At 35.3% G+C, this 25,048-nt stretch carries 24 protein-coding genes; 16 read left to right on the top strand and 8 right to left on the bottom strand.

Translation table 11 applies throughout. The annotated features are described in order from the left end of the window. Positions 1 to 72 precede the first annotated feature (72 nt). The 16 genes from CQ022_RS05890 (at position 73) to CQ022_RS05810 (ending at position 15,483) form a co-directional block, all read left to right on the top strand. Positions 73 to 987: a helix-turn-helix domain-containing protein gene (locus tag CQ022_RS05890; protein WP_105681908.1), complete on the top strand. Its 915-nt coding sequence runs from the start codon at positions 73 to 75 to the stop codon at positions 985 to 987. A 639-nt stretch (positions 988 to 1,626) separates the two neighbouring features. Continuing rightward, positions 1,627 to 2,643: a hypothetical protein gene (locus tag CQ022_RS05885; protein ID WP_105681909.1), complete on the top strand. Its 1,017-nt coding sequence runs from the start codon at positions 1,627 to 1,629 to the stop codon at positions 2,641 to 2,643. A gap of 592 nt (positions 2,644 to 3,235) precedes the next feature. Further along, positions 3,236 to 3,529, top strand: coding sequence for a hypothetical protein (locus CQ022_RS05875; protein WP_105681911.1), 294 nt, complete (start codon positions 3,236 to 3,238; stop codon positions 3,527 to 3,529). A gap of 132 nt (positions 3,530 to 3,661) precedes the next feature. Beyond that, entirely contained in the window at positions 3,662 to 3,922 is a 261-nt protein-coding gene (locus tag CQ022_RS05870) for a hypothetical protein (RefSeq protein ID WP_123864392.1), read from the top strand. 49 nt (positions 3,923 to 3,971) lie between these two features. Then, positions 3,972 to 4,658: a hypothetical protein gene (locus CQ022_RS05865; RefSeq protein ID WP_105681913.1), complete on the top strand. Its 687-nt coding sequence runs from the start codon at positions 3,972 to 3,974 to the stop codon at positions 4,656 to 4,658. Between the two features lie 369 nt (positions 4,659 to 5,027). Beyond that, positions 5,028 to 6,710 carry a type IV secretory system conjugative DNA transfer family protein gene (locus CQ022_RS05860; RefSeq protein ID WP_165791633.1) on the top strand — a complete coding sequence of 561 codons (1,683 nt, stop codon included), beginning with the start codon at positions 5,028 to 5,030 and terminating at the stop codon, positions 6,708 to 6,710. 98 nt (positions 6,711 to 6,808) lie between these two features. Continuing rightward, positions 6,809 to 7,159, top strand: coding sequence for a M23 family metallopeptidase (locus tag CQ022_RS05855; RefSeq protein WP_165791634.1), 351 nt, complete (start codon positions 6,809 to 6,811; stop codon positions 7,157 to 7,159). Positions 7,160 to 7,232: 73 nt separating this feature from the next. Next, positions 7,233 to 8,414: a conjugative transposon protein TraM gene (gene traM / locus CQ022_RS05850; RefSeq protein ID WP_105681916.1), complete on the top strand. Its 1,182-nt coding sequence runs from the start codon at positions 7,233 to 7,235 to the stop codon at positions 8,412 to 8,414. A gap of 56 nt (positions 8,415 to 8,470) precedes the next feature. After that, entirely contained in the window at positions 8,471 to 10,828 is a 2,358-nt protein-coding gene (locus CQ022_RS05845) for a TraG family conjugative transposon ATPase (protein WP_105681917.1), read from the top strand. Next, complete coding sequence (locus CQ022_RS05840; RefSeq protein ID WP_105681918.1) at positions 10,825 to 11,685, top strand: DUF4138 domain-containing protein; 861 nt, start codon at positions 10,825 to 10,827, stop codon at positions 11,683 to 11,685. Before CQ022_RS05845 ends, CQ022_RS05840 begins: the two co-directional genes overlap by 4 nt. A 21-nt stretch (positions 11,686 to 11,706) precedes the next feature. Beyond that, positions 11,707 to 12,204 (top strand): hypothetical protein, encoded by a 498-nt coding sequence (locus tag CQ022_RS05835; protein ID WP_105681919.1) that lies wholly within the window; start codon positions 11,707 to 11,709, stop codon positions 12,202 to 12,204. A 44-nt stretch (positions 12,205 to 12,248) separates the two neighbouring features. After that, positions 12,249 to 12,839, top strand: coding sequence for a hypothetical protein (locus CQ022_RS05830; RefSeq protein WP_105681920.1), 591 nt, complete (start codon positions 12,249 to 12,251; stop codon positions 12,837 to 12,839). A 47-nt stretch (positions 12,840 to 12,886) separates the two neighbouring features. Continuing rightward, on the top strand, positions 12,887 to 13,441 hold the full coding sequence (locus CQ022_RS05825; RefSeq protein WP_123864391.1) for a hypothetical protein: 555 nt from the start codon (positions 12,887 to 12,889) through the stop codon (positions 13,439 to 13,441). A gap of 21 nt (positions 13,442 to 13,462) precedes the next feature. After that, on the top strand, positions 13,463 to 14,020 hold the full coding sequence (locus tag CQ022_RS05820) for a hypothetical protein (RefSeq protein ID WP_105681922.1): 558 nt from the start codon (positions 13,463 to 13,465) through the stop codon (positions 14,018 to 14,020). Then, positions 14,007 to 14,588 (top strand): hypothetical protein, encoded by a 582-nt coding sequence (locus CQ022_RS05815; RefSeq protein WP_105681923.1) that lies wholly within the window; start codon positions 14,007 to 14,009, stop codon positions 14,586 to 14,588. The genes CQ022_RS05820 and CQ022_RS05815 overlap by 14 nt, the downstream gene beginning before the upstream one ends. A gap of 52 nt (positions 14,589 to 14,640) precedes the next feature. Then, complete coding sequence (locus tag CQ022_RS05810; protein WP_123864390.1) at positions 14,641 to 15,483, top strand: hypothetical protein; 843 nt, start codon at positions 14,641 to 14,643, stop codon at positions 15,481 to 15,483. Positions 15,484 to 15,783: 300 nt separating this feature from the next. Here the strand turns inward: CQ022_RS05810 and CQ022_RS05805 are convergent, their stop codons facing one another. The 8 genes from CQ022_RS05805 to CQ022_RS05770 all read right to left on the bottom strand — a co-directional run bounded on the left by CQ022_RS05805 (position 15,784) and on the right by CQ022_RS05770 (position 25,021). Next, positions 15,784 to 16,428 carry a hypothetical protein gene (locus CQ022_RS05805; RefSeq protein WP_105681925.1) on the bottom strand — a complete coding sequence of 215 codons (645 nt, stop codon included), beginning with the start codon at positions 16,426 to 16,428 and terminating at the stop codon, positions 15,784 to 15,786. 182 nt (positions 16,429 to 16,610) lie between these two features. Continuing rightward, positions 16,611 to 18,290: an SGNH/GDSL hydrolase family protein gene (locus CQ022_RS05800; RefSeq protein WP_105681926.1), complete on the bottom strand. Its 1,680-nt coding sequence runs from the start codon at positions 18,288 to 18,290 to the stop codon at positions 16,611 to 16,613. Between the two features lie 244 nt (positions 18,291 to 18,534). Continuing rightward, the gene (locus CQ022_RS05795) at positions 18,535 to 19,908 is read right to left on the bottom strand and encodes an alkaline phosphatase family protein (RefSeq protein WP_105681927.1); all 1,374 of its coding nucleotides are present in this window, start codon (positions 19,906 to 19,908) and stop codon (positions 18,535 to 18,537) included. Between the two features lie 16 nt (positions 19,909 to 19,924). Continuing rightward, positions 19,925 to 21,154: a metabolite traffic protein EboE gene (gene eboE, locus CQ022_RS05790; RefSeq protein WP_105681928.1), complete on the bottom strand. Its 1,230-nt coding sequence runs from the start codon at positions 21,152 to 21,154 to the stop codon at positions 19,925 to 19,927. Further along, the gene (locus CQ022_RS05785; RefSeq protein ID WP_105681929.1) at positions 21,148 to 22,320 is read right to left on the bottom strand and encodes a 3-dehydroquinate synthase; all 1,173 of its coding nucleotides are present in this window, start codon (positions 22,318 to 22,320) and stop codon (positions 21,148 to 21,150) included. The genes eboE and CQ022_RS05785 overlap by 7 nt, the downstream gene beginning before the upstream one ends. 15 nt (positions 22,321 to 22,335) lie before the next feature. Continuing rightward, the gene (gene eboC / locus CQ022_RS05780) at positions 22,336 to 23,232 is read right to left on the bottom strand and encodes a UbiA-like protein EboC (RefSeq protein WP_105681930.1); all 897 of its coding nucleotides are present in this window, start codon (positions 23,230 to 23,232) and stop codon (positions 22,336 to 22,338) included. Between the two features lie 3 nt (positions 23,233 to 23,235). Next, positions 23,236 to 24,141, bottom strand: coding sequence for a TatD family hydrolase (locus CQ022_RS05775; protein WP_105681931.1), 906 nt, complete (start codon positions 24,139 to 24,141; stop codon positions 23,236 to 23,238). Between the two features lie 25 nt (positions 24,142 to 24,166). Beyond that, complete coding sequence (locus CQ022_RS05770; RefSeq protein ID WP_105681932.1) at positions 24,167 to 25,021, bottom strand: EboA domain-containing protein; 855 nt, start codon at positions 25,019 to 25,021, stop codon at positions 24,167 to 24,169. Positions 25,022 to 25,048: the final 27 nt, after the last annotated feature.

Below are 25,048 nucleotides of genomic sequence, written 5' to 3'. Positions count from 1 at the left end.
CAACATATAATAGTTGCTTTACTTATTTTTGTTTTTACGATAAGTTTCACACACCTGACATTTATTTAACCAATGAAAAATAAAATAAATCCACCCCAGCTTCTTTCAATTTCAAAAGTTCATCAGGTTTTGAAATTGGAAAAACCCACCAACCCTCTTGTCAGTGTGATTGATCTTTCCACAATCAGCATTGACACCAATGAAATCGAGAAAACGATCTCCTATAACTTTTTTAGTATAGCACTCAAAAAAAATTGCGATGGATTTGGTTATGGCCAGCAGCATTATGACTTCGATGACGGAGTTATGTCATTCATTGCTCCACAGCAGATAATATCTCCCGCCAAGACCGTGGATCTTCAACCTGAAGGAATGCTGCTGATAGTGCATCCCGATTTTTTCAGGAATTATCCGCTGGCAAAAATAATCCGTTCCTATGGATTTTTCTTTTATGAAGTTAATGAAGGTTTATATCTGTCGAAATCTGAAAATGAACTAGTGATTGACATAATGAATAATATCAGTAAAGAAATTTCTAATTCTATCGATGCCTTTACCCAGGATCTGATCGTATCCCATATAGAGCTTCTTTTAACATATTGCGATAGATTCTATCACCGTCAGTTTTTAACAAGAAAAATGGCTACCAGCGATATTTTAAGTAAAGTGGAAGATCTGCTGGATAGCTGCTTTGAAGAGCAGGATCTGAAATTACACGGAGTACCAACCGTAAATTTTCTTGCTTCAAAGATGAATATGTCACCCAACTACCTAACCGATATGTTACGTACACTTACAGGGCAAACCACACAGCAACATATACAGAATAAAATTATTGAAAAGGCAAAAATATTATTGTCAACAACCAGTCTTACCGTAAGTGAAATTGCTTATTCCTTAGGATTTGACTATCCACAGTCATTTCAGAGGCTTTTTAAAAATTTAGCTAAAACATCTCCGCTGGAATTTAGAAACAACTGTAACTAAATCTAATATTAAAAAGATCGATTTAAAATACTATTTCATAAATAATCAGATAAAATATTCGAAAGACAAAATTTCAAATAATAAATAAATTGACCACTCCAATATTCGGGGTGGTTTTTTTCTGTACTGCCCTCCGTTTTTTGTGGAGAATAGTTTGTTAGAAGTAGTTATTAACCATAGATCGTGTAATTGTTTTTAGCCTATGAAGATCAATAAAAACTACATCCGCGTCTGTTTATTCTTACGGTGTTTTTTTTTGGTAAATTGTTAAATCTCCTAATTTTGGAAATTATTAGTTATTAAATAATAAGGAAATTTTAATTGCATATTGTGCAATGGATGGTCTTCTTAAGAGACATTTTATTTTTGGTATATTTTCGGATTTTCCTATTGAGATTTTCAAATCATTTGATTGTATAAATAATTTCACGGATTTCCTGAGGAAGTTCAAAAAATACTGTAAGTTCATCTCTATTGTTCTTCCAGGCTTGTATTGCATAAGTGTATTTTCTTTTCTGTTTTCAATAAAACAGCGTAATGATTATGGATATGCTAAAGGATAATTTTTTTTGTAAGTATTTCAAAATCTTATCAACTACAATCATGTAAATAATTAGTATTAAGAGATAAGTACAAAAAATGAAAAGAAAAACAAACGTATTTTTAGATTTTGGCAACACACAATTTGATGGGCATCTTCATAATATTGTGAGTAAGTTTAGGAATGGGTATAAGGATAATACTATTCCTGGGTTAGCAAAAGATCAGTTAATGAGAGAGCTTACAGGTAAAGATCCTCTTACACCGGAATCTAAGTGGGCAGTACAGCAGGCATTGATGGAGGCTAAACAAAAATCTGAAAAATCAGATAAAACATTTGATTTTTTTGATGCAAAGGGCTTGAATGAATTTGTTAAAAAAAGTAAAGCTCAAGAGGTTGATGTTATTGTATTAACGGCTTCTAGTTTTCCCAATGCAATTAGAGCGATATATGAAATAAAAGGCTTAACACAACTAAAAGATATCTCAATGATTTCTGTTCCCATTCATAGTAATCGTACTGTAATGGCTGAAAGTAAGAACACGGAAATACAGCGATATGAAAAAGAGCAAAAATCAAGAATTAAAGGGCTGGATACTGTTCATAATATTTTTGTTGATGATACTAAGATCAATATTGAGGTATTTCAGAAAAGTAAAAATCCGGCTACCAATATCGGGATTTTAGCGACCAGGGGGATTGATCTGAAGCAACTTAATAATGAGGTTGATAGAACACTTACTCATCTCAACACAATAGGGAAACCCAAGCCGCAAAGTGAAATTGAGCCTATTTATGAGAATGTTAATCCACTTAAGGTTGAGGAAAATCAAGATATAGAAGAGGATCTGTATGGATCTTATGATGTAACAGGAGAGCTTAAATCAAGTAAACATAAATATAGAGAAGAAGTAGTCTCTACCGAGAAAAACAATTCGAAAAGTGCTTCATATGCAAATTCAGAAGTGAAGGATATGAAACTCAACCTTTCAAGGTTTACTGAACCCAAGAATCAAAGACAAAGAGAGGTAAAACAAGGGGTTAGGTCTCCTGCATCTAATGCACAAGGAATTGATAGGCCTCAAGTTGCTGCTAAAGGACCAAAACTGCATTAAAAATATCTAATAAAGATAAATGCAAATTTTGTAATGATCAATATCTTTTTTCAAATAAAATAAGCACAATCTTGTATGGAATATAAAACCCCAAAAACGTTAGAAAGGACACCTTTAATCTTTGGCTATCCTGTAGTCACGGCTATGATTGTTGTGATATGTTTGATGTTGTTTCTTTTTATTGTATTTAAAAAGGTGTTATTATCATTGGTGTTTTTAGTAATTCCTACCCTTTATTTATACATCATAAAAAAGTACCCTAGAAAAGGGGAATTCAAAGAATTCTTCTTTGATTTTAAGATGGGAGCACAATGTATCAGATTTGATGAGAAATTAGAAAATCTGATTAATATAAATTCAAAAAATAGTACGGGATCTAGGGAAAACAGTTGATCATAAGGATTTTAAATTGAGGAAGTTCTTAGATCCAGTGTCTCATTTATCAAAAGCTTTTTGGTAGATTCCATAGAATGTTATCATTCTGCGAGATGCCTGTAACAAAAGACAGAATACTAAACTTTCAAAGGATATTCTAGTTACAAATAAACATGAACAAACAAAAATTACAATTTAGTTTTAAAATACAGAAGAAATGAAAAATTTGAAATTTATGAGAAGGAATTTGATTGCATTATTATTGCCAATAAGTAGTTTATTATACTCTCAGACAGCCACAATTGATGTGAAAATTAAAGGATGGACAGAAACTCTTAAAACTTCATTGAATGCAGGGGTTGCTGCTTTTGCAATTGTTGGTGCTTTTCTGATATTCGTTCAGTATATGCAAGGTAACGAACAGGCTCAAAAGAATTTTGTCCGTTTTGTAATAGGTTTAGCTATTTTTGGTCTGGTAGATGTCATTACGCACGTATTCATCCCCAAATAAATATAGCTTACATTTAAAACTAACATTCACTGGCGCTACGAGAATTATTCAACATCTCAATTAATTTTTTAAAATTTTGCTTGTGGTATGTATTCTCATACTACGCTCATTAAGAACGCCTTTAATTTAACTATGGAATTTAAATCTTTTCTTAAAGCTTCAAATATTGAAGAAGAAGGAGTAGAGTTCGCTTCAATGGAGGCTGAAAATAATGCATTAATAACAAAAGTTAACTTGCCGGATAACCATGATATTAAGTGTATAAAGTGTAAAGGTAATCAAAATGTTAAGCTGGCTACTATTGCGCCTGCATCAGAAAATAGAGATGATTATCCATATTTTTTATGTGAGAATTGCAGAAAAACTTCTTTTAAGCTTAAAATATTCAGATAGAGTACTTTTCTGTTATCCCTATCATCATTTATCAATACTTAAAACAACAATGGATTTAAAAAAATTACGTGAGATTCCTTCTACTTATTCTTTAGTTAAAAAAGCATTATTTCTTAGCTTTTTTATCACAATAATAGCTATCGTTTCCAGTTCAATCTGGGCTGTTTATGTAAGTAAAGTTTTTACTAAAAAGATATATGTTATCACAGAGAAGGGGCAGGCTGCCATTGCAAATTCTATGAATAATGATCAGGATTATGAAAATTACAGATTGCCTGAGATTAAGAATCATATTAAAGTGTTTCACAGATTATTTTTTGGATATGATCAGTTTAGTTATGATAAAAATATCAATGAGGCTCTCTATCTAATCGGAAACTCTGGAAAACAACTGTATTTATCCCTTAAAGCATCGGGGCATTTTGCGAGAATACAGTCTCAAAATCTGGTTCAAAAATTAGAGATAGATTCCATTAAAGTTAATGATAAAGAATATCCTTATCACGCGTCTGTGTATGGAAAGCTCAATGTTTCCAGAATTGATCAGAACGTGAGTACAAAAAACCTGTTCTATGCTTCATTTGATTTATACAATGTAGCAAGAACTGAAAATAATCCTCACGGTTTACTTATTGAAAACTATCTATTCAAAAGTAAAGGGCTTGAAGATGCTTCGGCTAAAGATTTCGGCAATGCTGTACAAGAGGAAGCTTCTCTTAATACAGAGGATAACTGATGCAGTGTAGGATTTTTGAAATCCTTGTGAGGGCTGAGTACTGGTAGATAATTTGGAATTTCAGCAATTGGATGCTATTGTAATTTGTAGATAATGAAAAATGATAAATATTCTTTAGATATTTTAATTATATTTTCCTTTTTAATAAGTATACTATTTGTTTTAGTAGATATTTATTATTCTAAATATAGTTATGTGGCTGAAAGACACTTGAGTAACGAGTATATTAATATATTCATCATAAAGTTATTTAAAACTTTCCCAATCATTAAGAACCCTTTATTATTGCGGACTTTAAGTCTTGCTATTGTTTCTTTTTGTTGCTTTGGTTTTGAAGTTAAAAGAGAAATAGGAGAAAATTCTTCTTTTATGAAGAATATAATAGTAGCAGGGGCATCTCTTGTCATTTTCTTAGGCGTATCGGTTGTAAAGATCGAGATTATATCTTATACTATTCTATCTTTTGCTTCTTTTATTATTTATATCGTTGGGTTTTTAAAATTGAGAAAATTCTTCAATTTTTATGATAAGAAGGATGAATTTAATGATAAGAACCAAATTTTTGAACAGGAGAAAGTCGTTAAGAAAAACCCTTATTCTGTCAATTTTAAGACAGAAAATGGAGTCATTAATGTAGTGAATCCTTTTAGGGCTACTATGGTTTTGGGAACTCCGGGATCAGGAAAGTCTTACTCTGTGGTTGAAGAGTATATACGACAGCATATTCAAAAGCAATTTTCGATGATGGTGTATGATTTTAAATTTCCTGCATTGGCAAAAGAAACATTTGCTTTTTATGAATATTATAAAAAGAAATACAACATTGAACCCCGATTTTGTGTGGTTTCTTTAGATGATTTGGAGAAATCCAATTTTGTGAATCCTCTGGATCCTGAATTGATAAAGAAAGCAGCAGATGCCATCGAAGCCTCACAAACCATTTTATTTAATTTGAATAAAGAATGGATTACTGAAAAAGACTTTTTTGCTCAGTCGGCTATTTCTTACTTCGCTGCCTGTATTTATTTTTTGAGAATTTATGAAGACGGGAAGTACTGTACGTTGCCTCATGCAATATCTCTGGCATCTTTGCCGGATGAAAAAGTATTTAAAGTATTTGGTCAATACTCAGAACTAAGGTTTTTTATGACTCCCTTTGCAGATGCGTTAGCAAAGCAGGCTTACGAGCAGCTTTCAGGTCAGACAGCTTCTGCGAGAATACCGCTGTCTCAGTTGGCAACAAAAGAATTATTCTGGGTAATGGGTAATAATGTTTTTCCGGAAGAGAATATTTCATTAAGTATCAATAATCCTGAAAGCCCATGCATATTAATTATTGCCAATTCACCCAGTACCCAAACCACTAATTCTCCAGCTTTAGGGCTCGTGGTTACCCAACTTCTGAAAGAAATTAATCAGCAGGGAAGACAGCCTTGCTCAGTCATATTGGATGAGTTGCCAACCATGTATTTTATGGGGTTAGATAACCTGATTGCAACGGCCAGATCCAACAAAGTTTCTACCACCATCGGAATGCAGGATCTTGAGCAGCTGAAGCGGGATTACGGCGATAAAGTAGCTGAAACCATATTCAATATCGTAGGTAATATTTTTAGCGGTTCGGTAAGAAGTGAGACAGCGAATAAGCTTCAGGAAATATTTGGAAAGAAAAAGCAAAGGTTAAAAAATGTAACCATTGATACGAATAATTCTTATTCTGTAAATGAAAATTTAGAGTATGCCATTCCGGTATCTACGATATCTCAGCTTTCTCAGGGAGAATTTGTAGGGGTTGTTGCCGATAATTTCGGAGAAGAAATAAACAGGAAGATTTTTAGAGGAAAAATAGAAGTAGAGAAGCGTACCGATCAGATAAAGAGGGAGATACCAACAATCATAGAAGGAGAAATGATCAATGAGGTTTTGAATGGAAATTTTGAAAGAATTGTAAAAGAGGTAGATATTCTTATTGAAAACGAATTATATAGAATTTCCCAAGAAGAAGAGGCTGCTGAGGCCGATGAGCCGTTGCCACATGTGGACACTCAATAGAATTGATTTTTTTGTAACTAAAATGATGTGAACTTCTTATGTATGTATTGTTGAGTAGAAAAAACAGATTGCTTCCTGTGTGTTTTCTTATAGTATTTATGGGTCAGAAATTACAATCACAACAACTTATACCACCGGTTGAAGCCTATGACAAAATCGTTTCATCAAATTATGGGTATCGAAAACATCCCATTGATGGAGTGATTAAAAAGCATCAGGGTGTTGATTTTTCTGTACCTGCAGGAACTGCTGTATTTTCTACCTATTACGGGATCGTATTAAGTTCAAAGTACGAAAGAGGTTATGGAAATACCATCTTAATTGATAATCAGGGAGGTTTTAGAACCCGATACGGACATTTACGGTCTTTATTTGTTGGGAAAGGTGAATATGTAAAACCCGGACAGCTGATAGGCAGGAAACTCTACAGGGCCTCATCTCCATTATGAAATAATAGTTGAAGGTAAAAGAATTGACCCTTTACTGTTTCTGAATATTATGTGTAATAATAGTTTATAAAATATGTTTGCAAATCTGGACAAAAAAAAGAAGATCATCATTGGTGTTGTCTTTGTGGCCGCTTTAGGTATTCTTATTTTGATTATGAGTCTCATACTTTTCCCAAAAATGAAGGCGTCAGATGATAAGTTGATTTTAACCCCTAATGTAGATGAGAATCAGCTTGAAGAAAAATCAAAATTAGAAATTTATAATCAGGATGAGAGGGATTTAAAGAAGTACTTTTCAAAAGATGGAAAATATGGGATAGATACAGAACTTCCGGAAGATGAAAAGTTAATGCAGGAGCAGCTTCAGAGCTTTGATGGCAGGGCTGAAGAAAATGATTATGCCAAAAGGCAGGAGCGTTATATGAAAGCCTTATCTAATATTTCTTCACAAGAGAGAAGTTATCCTTCCGGCTCCGGCTCTGGTTATAATTCCGGTTATGGTTCCGGTTCCAGCTCTGAAAATAGTTTGAGCAAAATATTTGAGATTCAGGATAAGATCCGTTCAGGATTAGCGGCAGATGCTGCCTCTCGTAATACTGATGGAGAGTCCTGGGATTCTGCTAATAGTCCGAAAACCAGGGAAAGTAAAAAAGATTTGGTTAAAAATGATAGTAGAGATAAAAAGAATTTTTTCCAGGGAACAACAGCAGGAAATAATAAGAAAATTTTACAGTTGATTCCTTCAGAAACCATAGAGCAGAAGAGAATATTAGATAAAAATATTATTCCTATCAGAATCAAAGAAGATATGAGACTTTCAGATGTCCCGGGAGGATTGGTAATCCCTAAGAATGCCATTGTTTATGGAAGAATATCTTTAGGGGAAGACCGGATCAATATTGATATTGAAAGCTATAAAAAGGATAATGTCCTTTACCAGTTAAACTTTAGAGTTTACGACTATGACGGAAGAGAGGGTATTCATATGAATAACCATTCCTGGCTTAAAATTCCATCCACAGTTTCAAAAGATGTTTTTGATTATGCTATTGAAAGAGGAACAAATTCTGGAGGTTCTATTTTAGGCGGTACCAATACTGGAGTAGATTTAAAGGAGGCTAGGAATCTGGCTATTTTATCAGCAGGAAAAGAAATCAGTAAAGAAGTATTTGAGAAAAAGAGAGTGTTTCTCCCTAAAAAATACCAATTATGGATCAATATAAGATCCTCCAATAATGCCTCCGGTTTTAATTAGAGTGTTCTTATTATAGAAATGAAGTAAAATGGCAGTAATAGTTATTTCCTAAGATTATGAAAGATACGGATATCAAAAAAATATTTAACATATTAGCGGTAGATGATGATTTGTTAATAAGTAAAAAAGGAGATGTTAGCTTAGTGTATAAGGTGATGCTTCCTCAGATATATTCGCTTGATAGCGACCAGATTGAACAGATCAGTGTTATTTTTGATAAAGTAATCAGGTCTTTACCAGCCGGAACAATTCTGCAAAAACAGGATTTCTTTTTTGTAGACGCTATCACAGAGCATGTATCGGAAAGCCGTAATTTTTTATCAGCAAGTGATAACAGGTTTTTCCATGAAAAGCCGACCATGAGTCATGAATGTTATCTCACGATAATAAAGGACTCCAAAAGTAAGGTAAGCATACTTAATAATTCCAGTCAATATAATAAATACTTAGACGGAATAGATGATTTCATCAAAGCTGTAGAATCGAGTCTTTCATTCTTAACAAAGGAAGGTTTTTTCACTGTAGAAAGGTTGAATAATGATCAGATTATTGCCCTTTTAGGAAAATACCTATCTCTTTCAAAAGAAGGGGAGACCAATCTAAGAGATATGTTTTTTGATAAGAACCTGCAGATAGGAAATAAATTTGCAGAATTGTATACCATCTCTTCCAATAATCAACTTCCTATTACCATTAACAGTACCATCAAAAGCATTGAATATTCTACACCCAAAACTGATTTTAGAATTCCTTTTATACAGCCGGTGTCTACAGGGCTGGATGTAAACCATATTTACAATCAGGTGATTTTTATTGAGGATTCAGAAAAAGTTTTTTCTTCCCTGAAGACCAAAATGAATCAATTTAAAAGTATGGCGATACTTTCAAGAGAAAATCAGGTTACTTACCAACAGGTGGAAGATCTTGTAGAAGATGTGTTGGAAAGGGAGTTAACATTTATTTACCAGCACTTTAGTGTGATCGTCTGGAATGTTTCGCAAAAGAAACTGGAACATGATGTCAACTTATTGGAAAATGCTTTCAGGGATTTAGGAATTACTCCTTATCAGGTTAAGTATGCTCTAAAGGAATTGTATATGAATAATTGTCCCGGAGCTCCAGCGTATATTTCGGAGAATCATAAATTTATCGGGATATCCGAGCAAACCTCTTCATTACTGAATTTTGAGTCCTATTACGAAAGCAATAAAGATGGAATTCTTTTCTGTGACCGTAAAAACGAATCTCCTTTACGCCTGGATTTATGGGACGAGCCTGTTAAAAAGGGGATCATCGTGAACAGAAACAGATTGATTTTTGGACCTTCAGGAACCGGGAAATCATTTTTGATCAATCATATTGCAAGTCAGTATTATGAGCAGGGTCACCATATTGTCATGATAGATATCGGAAACTCTTATAAAAAGTTATGTGAACTGGTGGATGGTGTTTACTTTACATATGACTTAAACTCACCTTTACAATTTAATCCTTTCTATTACTATGATGAAGATGAAATTAACATAGATAAGAAAACCTTTCTGCTTTCACTGATCTTTTTCTTATGGAAAGGAGAAGAAGGAGCTTCCAGAGAAGAAAAACAGATACTGTCCAGCTATCTGGATCTTTATTACGAACATGTCATCAGAAATGGTATTTTTCCTTGTATGTCTACTTTCTATGAGTTTATTTCAGAAAATACGGCGGTTGAAGAAGAATCAAGTTATTTTGATAAGATCAGCTTTAAACTCTCACTTAAAGATTTTTACGACGGACATTATAAAGATATCCTCAATGCAGCAGAACCGGCTAACCTTATTCATGAGCGTTTTATTGTATTTGAAATGGACAATATCAAAGACCATCCTATACTGTTCCCTTTAGTGACCATGTTGTGTATTAATCTGGTGATGACTAAGATTCAGAAGATTCCCGGAGAGAAAAAATCAATATTTATAGACGAATGCTGGAAGCCCATTTCTAAAGGTGAAATGGCGGAGTTTATTAAATATTTGTATAAGACCGTTCGTAAATTTTATGGAGAGGTGGCCATTGCAACCCAGGATCTTGAAGATATCTTAGATACAGCTGCCGGACCTGCCATGGTGAATAATACGGATACTTTGATTATGCTCTCCCATAAAAAGAAAATGGCATCTAAAGATAAGTTTTCTAAATACTTGTCACTCAGTGAATCTGATCTTCAAAAACTTTACTCCACAGATAAAGGAGAGGTGTATGTTAAAGTGGGAAGTATGTCTAATGTATATAAAGTAAAAGTATCTCCTGAAAGATACGCCTGTTATTCTTCCAATGCTGATGAAAACAAAGTAATCAGAGGTATATACGAAGCCAAAGGAAATATGTCGGTGGCTATTAATGATTTTATTGATTTAAATTCTCAAAAGAAATGAAAAAACACATTGTATTATTTATTCTATTTTTCCTCTGTTCTCAGGGATCTTTTGCCCAGGAAATATTGGAGCCTTTATCTCAGCGCCAGGCCATTGAAGTTTCAGACGTGAAGACCACCCACATTATTTTTGATGAAAAAATAAAGTATGTGGATGTGGGATCTACTTATTTCGTTGCGGATACCATTGGTAATATGCTCAAATTAAAACATACAGGTGAAGAGCTGGAGAATCCAAAGAGCCAGCAGGCGAATCTTACGGTTATTAATGGTAAAGGAAGCTATTATTCTATTGATATGGGGTACAGCAGAGACCCGGATATCACAACCTATAAAGCAGTGGAAACCAATACTAAGATCGATTATTTTGCCAAGGAAAGTATAAACAAAATTGAAAAGGAAGAAAGAACAGCACAGGATCTTCAGGAGCTGTGTATGCTATCTGAAAGTGCTCCTTCCACCGTAAAGATTAAAGATAATAACGATGGATTGAACCTGACTTTAAATGGAATCTATTACAGAAACTTTCAGAATAAAATTGTCTTACGGGTAGAAATTTATAATACCTCTAAAATCACTTTAGATATAGACCAGATCCTTTTCAGATCAAAGCTGAAGAATAACAATGCCGCCAAAAAAGATTATGTCTATCAGGAGAGAATACTGACCCCTGTAAAATCCTGTGGTGACCAGCGAAATATTAAACTGGGTGAAACGAGAATCCTTACTTTCATCTTTGACAAGTTCACATTAAACGAAGATGAGATATTGAGTCTTGAAGTAGGGGAATATGCCGGTGGCAGAAGCGTAAATATCCGCATTCCCAGAAAGAAACTTTTATTTCCGGAATATATATAACTCTACTTAATCTATTCAGTTATGAAATATCTGATTCTGCTATTACTGTTTTTTTCACTGCAGTATAAGGGACAGTTACCCTATATTGACCCCATAGGTTTTGTGGAAAGAATTTTTGAGAAAAATGCGACTAATAATTATGAAAAATCCACAAAGAAAAGCCTGGATGAGCTGGCTCAGATTGAGGCTGTCAATGAATTTGAAAATCTGGCCAGAACTACGATCTCTACAAAGAACCTTATCAACTTTGCCAGGTACTCCAATGTCTGCAATCCTTACCTTAATCCAGTTAAAAAAAGCAAGTGCAAAAAGAAACTGGAATATATTAAAGCCGCAAACAGCATATTAGAAGAGGCATTTATAGCAGGGGTAGGGATAAAAGTTAACCGCGGAAATAGAGAAAAGCTGGATGAAGGATTTATGAGTACGATCAATTTTCTGACTAAGGAATTGGATGAAATGAAATATGAAGCGGAACAAAGCAATCTATTCTACAGATTAGGATTTGTGCCTAAGTAATTTTAATATTTATTCAACAATCATAATTTCTAACAAATTGTATTATGAGAGCATTACCATTTTTGTTTTTTTTCACATTTCAGCTATTTTCGGCTCAGTTTGTACATGTTGCCATCCATTTGAATAATACAGATTCGGACACAAGACAGAAGCTTTTAGAAATTGCTGGACATACCGCTGCAAGAGCTATACAGCTAAAACTACAGAATGATTACCTAGAAGAAATGATTAAGAATGATGAAGAATTTTTAGAAAGGAATTATAAAAAGTCCAGCAAATTTGATAAACAAAATAGTTTTATTAAAAACTCTATAAAAACCGGGGCTTTAGGTGTAGGACCTGTTATATTGAATAGGTTTAAAAAACTTCCTTATATAACGAATGTTAAGAATGATTATTTACAATCTTTAGCCTTAGATAAATTAGTGCTTCTTGCTCTTCAAAATGTTGATGCCTCAAAAATTAAAGCGTCTGAAAGGCAGGAAATCTATAGAATTCGTGATCTGTTGGTAAGGGTATATTCTAAAAATGATAAGGAAGTTTTTGGGGTGATGACTTTGCCTGCTTTGGCACTTCTCATACAAAGCAATCCGGATCTCATCCAATTGATCAAGAACCTTGAAATTGTATTTTAGTTTTCTCTACAATCTTGTTGGTAACCCTATTATAAATTTATTTCCATATGTATAGGTTTCTCATTCTAATATTACTATTGGGTTCAGTAAAAGCTTATTCTCAGCCGGTTGCCAATAATCCTATTGGCCCCATATCGGATGTCCCCTCGAATATTGGATCAATTGCAATTATTGTAGAATTAGAATTTTTGAAGGGAAGAGAAGAAACAACGGAGAAAAGGACTAAAGATTTTGTAAAAGAGTATAGAAAAAGGCTTCTGTATTATGGTGGTGTTGCCTGGCTCTCTACGGTAAATAATGTTATCAATAATGTCAGAGACCGATCTCGTCAACTTAGGCAGGATAATGAAAAGCTTTCTTTCCTGTTTTATTCAAAAAAGAAAGAGAACAGGGTGTATTTACTTTCAGCGGACAGTCAGATTGAGAATATGTCTTCCCACTTCTTAAATGGCGAAATTAATACCATTCTGGGAGAAAAATTTAATCTGTATGAAGAATTAAGAGCGTCATTGTCTGCCATTAACCGGGAACTTGATAGGGTGGATGGTAATATAAAAGAGAGCAATCTAAAGAAGAAATTGGTTCAGCAATTTGCCAAATAGTTAATATAAATTTTTAGAGTCATGAATATAATATATAATAATTTCAAATCATTGTGTGTTAAGGCATTTTTCATAGGATCATTATTGTTATCTGTACTTCCCAAAGCTCAGCTTATTACGTTTCATTTCACTTGGAATTGGTCAGCTAATGATCTCCTGTCAAAGACATATTACAAAGATATGGCCTCAGCCCATAGAAAACTAGAAGCATACGCTATAACCAAAACAGGGGTTGTTGCAAGAACAAAAGACATTTATATAGAACCTAATAAAGAACTTACCCGTATATCATCTGGTTTAACTTCAAAGAAAGACGATATGCTGAAATTTTTATCCGGAACAAGTTATGATTATATAAAGGATAAATATCCGATCGTGGCTGTTTCCCCGCTTGCAAGTGGTAAACTTTCAAATGCTTTGGTAAGAAGAAGATTCAAAAAGAAATTTGATGCTGAGAAAGAAAACATTACCAACTATCTGGATACGACCAACTATATTCCTGAGGGAGAGCGGCTGCGCTTAATTCAACAGGCCTTAGATAAAGTAATACGAGTAACACTTGAAGATGAAAACTATTAAACCCCTATCTACATTTCTTCTTCTTTTTAGCTTTAGTTTGTTTTATACACAGACATGGTCTTTTGATATTAATGATTATACTGTTGCAGGAACCAAAACCGGAATTATTGCAGGTTTAGGAGGAGAAATTTATCTAAAAGATGAACAAAATAAGTTAATTGAAAAACTGATAAAGCTGGAAAAAGAGATTGATGATAAAAAGAGTGTAGCCAACATCAATAGCCTTGCGCTTGCTGCTGCCTCTATCGCTACGATTGAGACGACCAAAAAAGATATAAAAAATATAAAAAAGGTCATTAACATCATAAAGTTCAATCCATTATTTCTTAAACATTCCCTGGGAAAGAAATCTGAAGAACTGGACATTGAAAACAGATATTTAGAGGAAGCTGATTCTGACTACAAACGATATCTGGCATCAGGACTTCTTTCGGGAGGTTTAGGGCAGTTTTATACTGTTTTTGGAAAGCTTTTAACAAGGATTTTGAAAATAAGAGCCATTGTTTTGTCTATCAAGAAAGATATTGAATCCCTATCGGTCATCAATAAAGTACTATTAAATAATTAATAATAACATCTGTAAATATAAAGTTATTGATGGATAAAAAACTACAAGCTAAATGACAATAGATGAAATTTTAAATCAATATAGATCCATTCTTCAAACCAGATTTGAACTCTTTATTACAGAGTCGAGACCCTATGTTCTCCTCATAGCCGTTACATTTACTTTTGTTTTTGTAGGGTATAAAGTAATGAAAGCAATGGCTGATCCGGATGAAAAGATTGGGCGAGATGCTCTTTTAAGGCCTATTCTCACGCTTATGGCCATCACATTATACATTCCTTTGGTCAAATTATTATTATTTGATACGGTAGATATTCTATCAGATATTGTAAAACATGGTGCCTATAAAGTGACAGGACGGAGCCCTGGTGATTTTGAGAAAGCCTTTCAAACGGCTATAACCCATGTGCAGGGAACAGGAGCAGATGGAAATGGAGTGTATGATGTGCTGCAGGTCAACCCTTTCTTAGAACTTTTCCATATCATTATTTATTTTATTGCTTCTGTTGTGGGAGGATATATATTAATGAGACAATTGCTGATGATATTTGTCTATTATGTTTTGGGAATATTTGTGTTACCGTTTTCCCTTATTGTATCTAATGAAAGAATTCTGAAGTCATGGTTCTTTGGCTTTCTGTCTATACTGTTATGGGAACCCATATTAACGATTTTGAAAGTGATTATCGTTCTTTTGCCTGTTGGAAATACCGAATTTACGAATGTTCTTCTTTCCATTGCTTTTCAGGTTATCATGATATTGATGATATTAAAAGTTCCACAATTCGCTAATCTTTTAGTAGATCCTGAATCGGGTAATAAATTTAGTAATAAGGCTGGTTCTGTTTTAAGAGGTTTACCCGGAAAAGCTTTTAATGCGTTAAAATCTAAATAAAAACAGGTCTGACTGATATGAAGTCAGTTTTAAGTGAGGAATTCTTTTTTAGCTTTAAAATAAATCACAAAAAAAAGTAATGGCTCTTAACTAAAGAACCATTACTTTTTATTTCAATTATTGCAGTGAATATCAATCTTGAAATCAAATTTTATCTGTTATTAATTGACTTCACCAGCTTAAAACCCATCTGAAAAACATCCTTGAACAAGTGTAGCAAGCCTTGTTTTCGTCTAAGAAATAACGGGTAGGTTATGTCAAATAAAAAGCCTATTACATCTCAAGGAATTATTACAGACATTATAATGTATTACGTCTCATTCCCGTATTTTTTTGGGCACTTTGCGTTTCTTTCTGCTGTGTTTTGCTTTTTGAAGCTGTAGCATTCTGTTTTATATCAGGATTAAGGCTGTTTAATGGTTTGGTAAACACTGCTAAGCCGGATTCATTAGTATTGATCACAGATTTTCTCAGTTCACGGCTATTATCAGCCTCACCATTCTTTATACCATTCTTTTTTTCCTGTTGCTTAATTTCCTCTTTATTTTTTGATAATTTCTCTTCCATTAACGTTCTGGTAATCTCACGAAGTATTTCAGCCTTTGTTTCAGTGCTTTCTTTAGGAGAACTGTTTTCCGCTTTTGTTTTAGCATAACTGTACGCTACTTTCGTTCCTATTGCAGCCACACCGGCTATTGCAGAAATTGCCATGATGGCTATTCCCAATGGAGGAAAAAGTAATGAAAAAGCAAATCCTGCAGCGACTCCAATTGCAGTAGATTTCAAAGCCTGCTTAATAAAAGAACCACTTTCCACAATAGAATCGAGGAAACGAATTCCCTTTCCCTTCTGAGGTTTTTCTATTTCAGAACTGCCCGTCTTTGTGTTTTCATCTATAAAATCAGTATTCTCTTGTTTTGCATTAGAGCTAGTTGTTTGAGGCATATTATATATATTAAAATGGTAAAGAACTGACCGTTTATTTAGTGAATACATTGTAAAAGTTTACAACGTTATTAATACTAGGGAACACTTATATTCTAAGCGTACTTAATGTTTAGCATAATAGCGTTGTAAACTTTAATTGATCTACTTAAATTAACCTCTCAAATCACTTCTGTTTATTTTTAAAGGCTGGTATGATGGGTCTTAGGGTTAGGTTTTTCTTGTTTTATACCTTTTAGCTGCTGCTGTCTTAGGGCTTCAGCAGTAAGAGCTGCCTTTGGATTTGCCTTCACAGTAGGTGTAGTAAATTTATTAAGATCTACCGGAGCTGACTGATCATTTGAACGGGTAAGTGGAATCTTTACTCCTTTTTCAAAAACTTCAGCCTCAACGAGTGCATCCTGCGCTTTCTGTACAAAGTCAGGGCTTGGAGAAACAGAAAAGCCTTGAACGAGATGGGACGCAATAGTTAAAGCAATAACTTTATAAGCTGCCTGGGTTGGGTGGGCTCCATCTGATGTAGCGACAAATCCCAGGTTATTGGCAGTTACATTATCCAATAATTTTCTAAATGTACTATTGTCGTTCCTGAAGGTACCGTCTTTATTTTCTCTTAACAAAGTAGCAACTTCGTCGTATAACGCTGTATTGGCAACATTTAAATTATCCTCCAGCTGTTTAGGAAGATTGTTTGCAAATACTTTATCAAGTTCTACTCGAAGTTTGGCAATATCTTCCTGATGTTTTTCAGGTTTTATTTGTTGATAATACTTTGCAACAAAATCGATCTGGCTCGGATAGGTTCCGGTAACCATTAATGCATTTTTGATAGCCTTTATGCTCGGAAGTTTTTCAGCTGCTATTTTAGGATCTGCCATTTTCTTAATGATTAAATCACTCACTTCCTTATGAAGAACAATCTCATTATCAGTCTTAAGTGCTTTATCCAGTAGAGGCTGAATTTCAGCGAATATTTCCTTACCCCCTTTAGTCTCTTTATATATTGCTTCAAATTCCTTTAGGGTATTGGCAAGCGAAGTATCTGTGCTGTTTTCTGGTTTTTCAAATTCTACTTTTCTGCCGTGACGCTGTGCCGCTTTTATGAGACGTAAATGATATAAATTGGTTTTAAGTGCCTCATACATATCAACAACCATCGTATCATTATACTTATCCGGAAATGCTTCTTTGAGGTGTTTGTTAAATTCCAACGTAGCTTCCTGGGCTTTTAATACGGTCGGATCGTTCTGTGATTTAGCGTAACGTACTGCTTCCACTGGAGCAGGATTATTGATCACCATAAAATATGATTTTCCTCCATCCTTAGCAACACGATCCCGAATCTGATCAGTTAAATCTTTGACCTGGGCAACGACTGACTTCATTAATGCAGGATCTTTACCGTCAGTAACAGTATCGTTTAAACCAATCCAAACAATATGTAACGTGTTTTTAGGCTTGGAAGTATCACTATCTAATTCTTTGAAATATTTGTCTTTCTGTTCCACAATGGTTGTCAGCGCTATTTTGTGTGCCAGCTTTTCCCTTTCATTGACTACTGCACCGCCTACCGCATAGTTTACGAAAGACAACCTGTTATCAGGACTTCCGTGAGTTGATTCTTTCAGAGACATATGCTTCTCCGTTAAAGCATTAGCCTGTTTCTTATCTTTACCATCTATTAAACTCTCACCACCAGACCATTCCCACATGAAATCAGCCCAGTTTTTTGTGTCACTAAAACGTCCCACAGAATTAACACGCATGGCACCTGTAGCCCTTGCCAGCATACCTGTTATGGTATTCTTTTTTATGCCGAAGTCCGACATACTGTCTCCTAAAATTACTATTCTATCGATCATAATTAAAAAATTAAAAATTACTATATAAATATTTTTATTCCATCAACTATCTGCTAACAAATTTAATTTTTTGACTTATCCGATCCATATATTTTCCGTGCAATTAAACCTACACTGCTGTAGTTTGAAATGCGGTCTTTGGTAGTTTAGATTCATGATATTCACCATATCTGAACAGATGATGACAGGTTGTATTTCAAGATTTTTTGACTGGTATGACAGAAAATTATCACTCCCTTCTATTTTAATTATTCTTAAAAATAATATTGAGCAAATGCTGACAGACCTCTATGCTTTCAATGTTTGAATTTGATTGTAGCTCGCTGATAAGAATGGGTTTATGATGGTCTTCCTTGGGGATAATTCCATGTGAACCGTTTACCAGTGATGCATCCAGGGGAATTACATCCATAAGAGTTCTGAAGCCCAGTTTTTTTTGTAGGAGCTTTAAAAAGATGGTCGGTTTAATCATTGTTTTTTTAGGATCCAGAAAAAGCTCAGCAGGATCATAACCTGGTTTTTTATGGATTTCAACAGTTCGGGCGAAGTCTGGAGCTTTTTTGTCTTCCAGCCAATAATAATAGGTGAACCAGCTGTTTTCCTCTGCCAAAAGAATAAGGTCGCCTGAACGTGCATGATCCAGATGGTATTCTTTTTTTTCATCACCAGCGAGTACTTTTGCAATGCCAGTTTTTTTCTCCAGAGAGTTTTTCAATGCTGGAATGATGCTTTTATCTTTTACATAAATATGGGCTATCTGATGATCAGCCAGAGCAAATGCTTTAGATTCTCCCGGGTCTAAAAGCTCCCGGCCGTTTTCTTCCCTGATTTGTAACAGCCCTTTGTAACGTAACATTCTATTGATATCTATAGGATTGCTGACGTTGGTAATCCCATATTCTGATAAGATGACGGGTTTTACTCCATGGCTCTCATAGAATTCAATCAGGTCTTTAACTACGTTATCAATAGCTTTTACTTCTTCATGTATTTCTTCGGAAGAGGAAGGGAATTTCTGACAGCAATAATCCAGATGAGGTAAATACACCAGATTTAAAGTAGGCTTGTACCAGGTATAAACTAATTTTGAAGCATTGGCAATCCATCGGCTTGAACGGATAGTGGTTTTAGGACCCCAAAAATCAAAAAGAGGAAAGACTCCAAGCTGTTGCTGAAGACGCTTTCTAAGGTTGCCAGGTTTAGAATAGCAGTCCGGTTTTTTTTGACCATCAGCTCTGTATTGCGGACGTGGGGTAACAGTGAAATCGGCATCCGAATACATATTGTACCACCAAAACAGATTGGCACACGTAAAATCAGGATTAATTTCCTTAGCCAGATCCCAAATTTTTGGGGACTGGATCAGCTTATTGGATTGTTTCCACATTTTTATCTCACAATCAGTTCTGTCATACCACCCATTGCCTACAATCCCATGTTCAGATGGCCATTTACCCGTTAGATAAGTAGTCTGAGCTGAACAGGTCAGTGCCGGGATTACCGGTTCTATGACCCTTAAATGTTTATTTTTTTTCATCCACTGGCTGATAAATAAATCAGAATTTTGAAGTAGGGCAGAAGTAAGCCCTACCACATTAATAACAACAGTCTGCTGCATAGTATCCATTATATTCTTAAAGCTCTTTATTCTTGATTTTACGGATCGTATTGACCACCCATTTCAGTTCCCTTTCTATAGACTCTGTAATGTCAGTTTGAAAATGATCGGGAAGAACGTCCCAGGTATAGGTTTCCACCTCCAGATGCAGAGAGCATTCTGTTTCATACCAGTATTGAAGAGTATTGATAATTTCATTTTGGGTAGTACTCAACACTTCAAACTGATCCAGAAATATAGGAACATGAAAATGGGTACGCAGTTCTTCGAAGCCGGGAAGTCCCATTGAAACTATTGCGGGACCGAGATCTTCAAATCGTCGCAAATTTCCGTCAGAATTTTTGATAACAGCCTGATGTAAATAAGTACTTTCATCAAAAGTCAGCAGACAGTTCTGAGCTTCTTTTACCGAAGTCTTTGAAGAAGTATTGAACCGGAGGGCTGCGCTGATCTGTATTTTTCCGATTTTCAAACTGTGATTTTCTATTTTCTTTAAAACATTTTCACTTTTTTCAAAGCCCACAGCGAAATGGCAGACATCAAAACAGAGCCGTATATGTTCCCGGATGTACTGCTGCGCCTCTCTATGTGTACATTTGAGATGAGTGGCAAGCTGTAAAGCTCCATCTTTGAGAAGATAGTCCGTAAAAAATTGAATATACTCATCACTGGTTTCAATAATTCCGTCGGGCTCCGGTTCTATGTTGAGGTGCAGTTTCTTTTTGCCAAAGCGGTTTATTTTTACCATCAGGGCTGTTATCTCAATCAGCTGCTGGGTAGATTTTTGTTTTGCTGTGGTTAAATCATCTTCAGTCTTGAACCAATGTCTGTAAGATAACGGTGAGGTTGAAATACTGCCTTCGATGCCGATGGGAAGCAGTTCTTTAAGGATGCTTATCAACAATACCGTATAATCGAATCTCTCTGTACTGGTCCAGTCCGGAAGATGAACACGGTCTTTCACCACCTCACCATGAAAACTGCCATAAGGAAATCCATTGATGGTAAAGACATACATATCATTCTTATGCAGCCATGACTTAAAATCTGAAAGTCTGTTCCCGCTTAGCAATTCTGTTGCTGCCTGATTAGAAAGCCGCAGACCAATGCCAAAAGGTTTATCTGGTGAAATATTCTCTTTCACAGGAAGACAGTAGGATTTTATATTCCTAAATATTTCTTCCCATGATTCTCCGCTGTGGATGTTGGTACAATAGCTTAAATGACTGTTGGGTGTGACTAGCATAATACATGAACAGATTGTGAATAGAAGGATAAATATTGAATTGAATTGGCTATTGTAGTACTTAGGAGAGTATGTACTTCTTCACCTTTACCAATTTTAGAAAGTAGAGTAATGGTAAGCTCTCCTCCCAGATGTTCTCTGAACTCATCAATACCCGCCAGAATTTCATCAAAATGAGTAATTAAAAATGGATGCATTATAGAAAAACCTAATACAAGAAGACTGTCCAGAATTCTATTTAAGCTGTCCAGATCAATTTTATTGGATAAGTAAGAATAGGAAGCATCAAGGGCAATTCCAATAGCAACAGCTTCGCCATGTAAAAGTTCATAGTGGGTGAGGTGTTCCAGTTTATGCGCTAGCCAATGTCCGAAATCTAAAGGTCTTGAAGAACCGTTTTCAAATGGATCTCCATTTTTGGAGATATGATGGGCATGAAGTTCAGCACAGCGGAAGATCAGTTCTTCCATAACGGTAATTTTTCCATTGTTCAGAGCCAGCGCATGATCTTCTATCCAACAGAAAAAGTTTTCATCTTTGATCAGTGCAACTTTTATAGCCTCAGAAATTCCGGATCTCCAGTTCCGGACATCAAGCGTTTTTAAAAAATCAGAATCATTGATTACTGCGTAAGGAGGAACAAATGTGCCCAGAAAATTCTTTTTCCCAAAGTAGTTGATGCCATTCTTTACGCCAATTCCGGAGTCATTTTGTGATAAAACAGTAGTAGGAATACGAATCAGCCTAATTCCACGGTGGGCGATGGCAGCCATATAACCCACTGCATCAAGCACAGCACCTCCACCTATGGCAGCTACAAAAGAATGACGGTCGATCTTATTATCATGAATAAATTGAAGGATTTTTTCGTGATCATCCTGATTGTTTTTTATACCTTCTCCACCTTCCACAATTAAAAAATGTTCAGGTACAATATTGATATGATAATGGTTTAAATAATCAGTAATGGCGGCCGTGAGCTCACTTCTGGAATTGGTAACTCCTTTATCTATGATAAAAACAATTTTGCGTCTTTGATATTGCTGTTCCTGTTTGATAATATTGATAAATGACGGGTTGCCCAAATCAAAAATAGAACGGCTGAATATAATGTTATAATGGAAGGGAACCAGAAAGTTTTGTTGTATTGTTTGTTGATTGTTCATATTGTAAAAAATAACTTAAGTGACTGCAAATTTTTTTGATAGCGTAACGGATAATGGGAGCAGGATCAGCACAGGAAGGGCATGCAGCAAATCCGTGGAGCCTGCAATATAGCTGGCATTAAGAAGAATAAGGGATAAAACCCCTGTTTTTACCGCTATTTTAATATAATCAGGCTGGTTAAAATGAAGAGCTGAGAGCTTTGCTATAAAATTAACTCCCAGCCAGCAAAATAGAAGAGGCAGCAGGTTGAGAATCTTAAAACCAATCACATTTCCGATAAAGGTATACAGGAAGATGAGCAGGAAATCCAGTAAAAAAGTGGAAAGTATAACAGACTTGTTGTTTCCACGGTTTTCTTTCTTTGAGATAAATGTTACTCCTGTAATAAAGAGAGTTGATATAACCGCTATTAAACCACTAGACCATACTGCACTATTGATGATACTGATACCCAGCAGCAGATTTAATCCTCTGCATAACCCCATATTCAGAGAGCCGGCAAAAAAATAATATTTACTTACTTTATTATAAAAAAGAGCAAGAATACAAATGCTTAATGCCAGAAAACCACTTAGCATCGAGACTACAAAGGCTGATATAATACCTATAGCAAACATGAAAATTCCCAGTATGACAGCTTCCTTTTTGGAAACCAATTGACGGGGAAGTATTCTTTCCGGTCGGGATACGGTGTCTGATTCCAGATCAAAAATATCATTGAAAACAATTCCTCCGCCATAGAGACCGCTGGTTGAAATTATCAGCAAAAGAACATGGAGTAAAAGAGGATCATCCGGCCCCGAATGGATCAATATTCCAGAAATGGCAACCCCTGCCAGGATATCAGATATGGCAGTAATAATATTGGCCGGGCGCAGTAAAGCAAATAAATAATATATTTTACCAGCCATCGGTTAGTTTTTGATGATATTGTTAAAGGTGATATCCTGTGATTCCTGACCTCTTAATATACTGTTGCCTTCAAACAGAGAATCCTGCTGGATTGTCATTTCGTTTGACCAGTCGCTTTCATTCATCTGTCCGCTTTGTGAATAGGCGGTAAGAGCATTTTGGTAACACGTTAAATGTACATCTTCCCTGGAAATCCCTTTTTCAAGCATTAAAGCTGCAGTTTTAGGAACAGATAGCGGATCGCTTACTCCCCAGTCTGCAGAGCTGTCTACGATAATTCTTTCAGAACCATACTGTTTTACAACGTCTGCCATACGCTCATTACCCATTTTAGTATTGGGATAAATGGTGAAAGCAGCCCAGTATCCATTATCCAAAACACACTTTGCTGTTTCCTCATTGTTATGATCTATGACTACCATATTGGGGCTTACTCCATGTTCTTTCAAAACGTTCATACTTCTGATGGTTCCGTTTTTTTTGTCTCTATGCGGGGTATGAACCATGATGGGTAAATGAAACTTCAAGGCCAGCTCAATCTGCAGTCTGAAATACTTGTCTTCCGCAGGAGTCTGATCATCATAGCCTATTTCTCCAATGGCAACAACGCCTTCTTTGGCTGCGAATAACGGCAGAAGCTCCATTACTTTTTCTGCTAATGCTTCGTTATTGGCTTCTTTGGAATTGAGTCCAATGGTGCAGTAATGTTTTATCCCGAACTGGGATGCCCGGAATCTTTCCCATCCTACGAGCGTACTGAAATAATCTTTAAATGAGGAGGCTTCTGTTCTTGCCTGTCCCAGCCAGAATGCCGGTTCTATAACGGCAACGATTCCTGCAGCACGCATTGCCTGATAGTCATTAGTGGTTCTTGAAACCATATGAATGTGTGGATCGATAAAGTACATAGTGTTTATTTATTTATTTATTTATTTATTTATTTATTTGGATGTAATATTGTTCTCCGATATAATTCCATAAAGTGGTATTTATGGGACGTAGTATATTATTGCATGTATTGGAAGCATTTTCTCTAAGTACGATGATAGCCGCCTGCTTTGACAGTTGGTCACCCGATTCGATAACTTTCAATAAATCTGAAGTAACCTCTTTATTGACAAACCCGTCCATCAATCGCCAGATCTCCGGGGACACTGTTCTTCCTGCAGACCATCTCTCGTGAATATAATCGGTGGCGATGAAAGCCAGCTTTTCATTTTTGCGTAGATCTAAATTAATAATCTGATAAAGCGGACGACCCATAAAGAGTGCTTTTAGAATCAGCTGATTCCAGGAATCCAGAGGCAGATATTTAGCCGCAAAAGGATTTAAAAGAGCTATGGAATCGAAGATAGAAGTGATATTGGTTCTGATTCCTTCTTCAACGAGAGAAATAAATTCATGAGCATTTTCAAGGAAAAATATTCCTTTATAAATACAGACCAGTTCATTGATATCTGCTGACTGTGTGAGCTTTTTTACTATTGTCGTGTTCTGATCTTCAGGAATATGAAGCATGAGTAAACATCGGCATAACTGCTGAAGATTCCACTGGCCAGAGATAAAGCCTGGATACAGCTGTTCAAGGATGATTTTTTCAGATGGATTCCAATCCGGTGAAAGGGAGGGAATCATTCGGGAAATCAATCCAAAGTTTTGAAAGAAAAGGGTTTCATTGTCAAACAGCATGGAAACATTCATCCAATCCATCTGAGCTTCTGAAAGTCTGGATTGAATCAATGAAGATAAAATTTCGCAAGAATTATGGTTTAATGTATTCTCAGTCATTTTAGGAGTGTTTTTTTGAATTGTTAT

It is taken from the genome of Chryseobacterium culicis (assembly GCF_002979755.1).
Classification (GTDB): Bacteria; Bacteroidota; Bacteroidia; order Flavobacteriales; family Weeksellaceae; genus Chryseobacterium; species Chryseobacterium culicis_A.
Note: the sequence above shows the minus strand (reverse complement) of the source record. Positions and strands in the feature narration are given on the sequence as shown.

Excerpts from the sequence above, each read along its gene's own strand:
- CQ022_RS05775 (WP_105681931.1), bottom strand. The coding sequence starts at position 24,141 with ATGTACTTTATCGATCCACACATTCATATGGTTTCAAGAACCACTAAT.
- CQ022_RS05825 (WP_123864391.1), top strand. The coding sequence starts at position 12,887 with ATGTATAGGTTTCTCATTCTAATATTACTATTGGGTTCAGTAAAAGCT.
- CQ022_RS05810 (WP_123864390.1), top strand. The coding sequence starts at position 14,641 with ATGACAATAGATGAAATTTTAAATCAATATAGATCCATTCTTCAAACC.
- CQ022_RS05800 (WP_105681926.1), bottom strand. The coding sequence starts at position 18,290 with ATGATCGATAGAATAGTAATTTTAGGAGACAGTATGTCGGACTTCGGC.
- traM (WP_105681916.1), top strand. The coding sequence starts at position 7,233 with ATGTTTGCAAATCTGGACAAAAAAAAGAAGATCATCATTGGTGTTGTC.
- CQ022_RS05795 (WP_105681927.1), bottom strand. The coding sequence starts at position 19,908 with ATGCAGCAGACTGTTGTTATTAATGTGGTAGGGCTTACTTCTGCCCTA.
- eboE (WP_105681928.1), bottom strand. The coding sequence starts at position 21,154 with ATGCTAGTCACACCCAACAGTCATTTAAGCTATTGTACCAACATCCAC.
- CQ022_RS05890 (WP_105681908.1), top strand. The coding sequence starts at position 73 with ATGAAAAATAAAATAAATCCACCCCAGCTTCTTTCAATTTCAAAAGTT.
- CQ022_RS05885 (WP_105681909.1), top strand. The coding sequence starts at position 1,627 with ATGAAAAGAAAAACAAACGTATTTTTAGATTTTGGCAACACACAATTT.
- eboC (WP_105681930.1), bottom strand. The coding sequence starts at position 23,232 with ATGGCTGGTAAAATATATTATTTATTTGCTTTACTGCGCCCGGCCAAT.
- CQ022_RS05785 (WP_105681929.1), bottom strand. The coding sequence starts at position 22,320 with ATGAACAATCAACAAACAATACAACAAAACTTTCTGGTTCCCTTCCAT.
- CQ022_RS05820 (WP_105681922.1), top strand. The coding sequence starts at position 13,463 with ATGAATATAATATATAATAATTTCAAATCATTGTGTGTTAAGGCATTT.
- CQ022_RS05870 (WP_123864392.1), top strand. The coding sequence starts at position 3,662 with ATGGAATTTAAATCTTTTCTTAAAGCTTCAAATATTGAAGAAGAAGGA.
- CQ022_RS05860 (WP_165791633.1), top strand. The coding sequence starts at position 5,028 with ATGAAGAATATAATAGTAGCAGGGGCATCTCTTGTCATTTTCTTAGGC.
- CQ022_RS05830 (WP_105681920.1), top strand. The coding sequence starts at position 12,249 with ATGAGAGCATTACCATTTTTGTTTTTTTTCACATTTCAGCTATTTTCG.
- CQ022_RS05835 (WP_105681919.1), top strand. The coding sequence starts at position 11,707 with ATGAAATATCTGATTCTGCTATTACTGTTTTTTTCACTGCAGTATAAG.
- CQ022_RS05855 (WP_165791634.1), top strand. The coding sequence starts at position 6,809 with ATGGGTCAGAAATTACAATCACAACAACTTATACCACCGGTTGAAGCC.
- CQ022_RS05845 (WP_105681917.1), top strand. The coding sequence starts at position 8,471 with ATGAAAGATACGGATATCAAAAAAATATTTAACATATTAGCGGTAGAT.
- CQ022_RS05805 (WP_105681925.1), bottom strand. The coding sequence starts at position 16,428 with ATGCCTCAAACAACTAGCTCTAATGCAAAACAAGAGAATACTGATTTT.
- CQ022_RS05840 (WP_105681918.1), top strand. The coding sequence starts at position 10,825 with ATGAAAAAACACATTGTATTATTTATTCTATTTTTCCTCTGTTCTCAG.
- CQ022_RS05770 (WP_105681932.1), bottom strand. The coding sequence starts at position 25,021 with ATGACTGAGAATACATTAAACCATAATTCTTGCGAAATTTTATCTTCA.
- CQ022_RS05865 (WP_105681913.1), top strand. The coding sequence starts at position 3,972 with ATGGATTTAAAAAAATTACGTGAGATTCCTTCTACTTATTCTTTAGTT.
- CQ022_RS05815 (WP_105681923.1), top strand. The coding sequence starts at position 14,007 with ATGAAAACTATTAAACCCCTATCTACATTTCTTCTTCTTTTTAGCTTT.
- CQ022_RS05875 (WP_105681911.1), top strand. The coding sequence starts at position 3,236 with ATGAAAAATTTGAAATTTATGAGAAGGAATTTGATTGCATTATTATTG.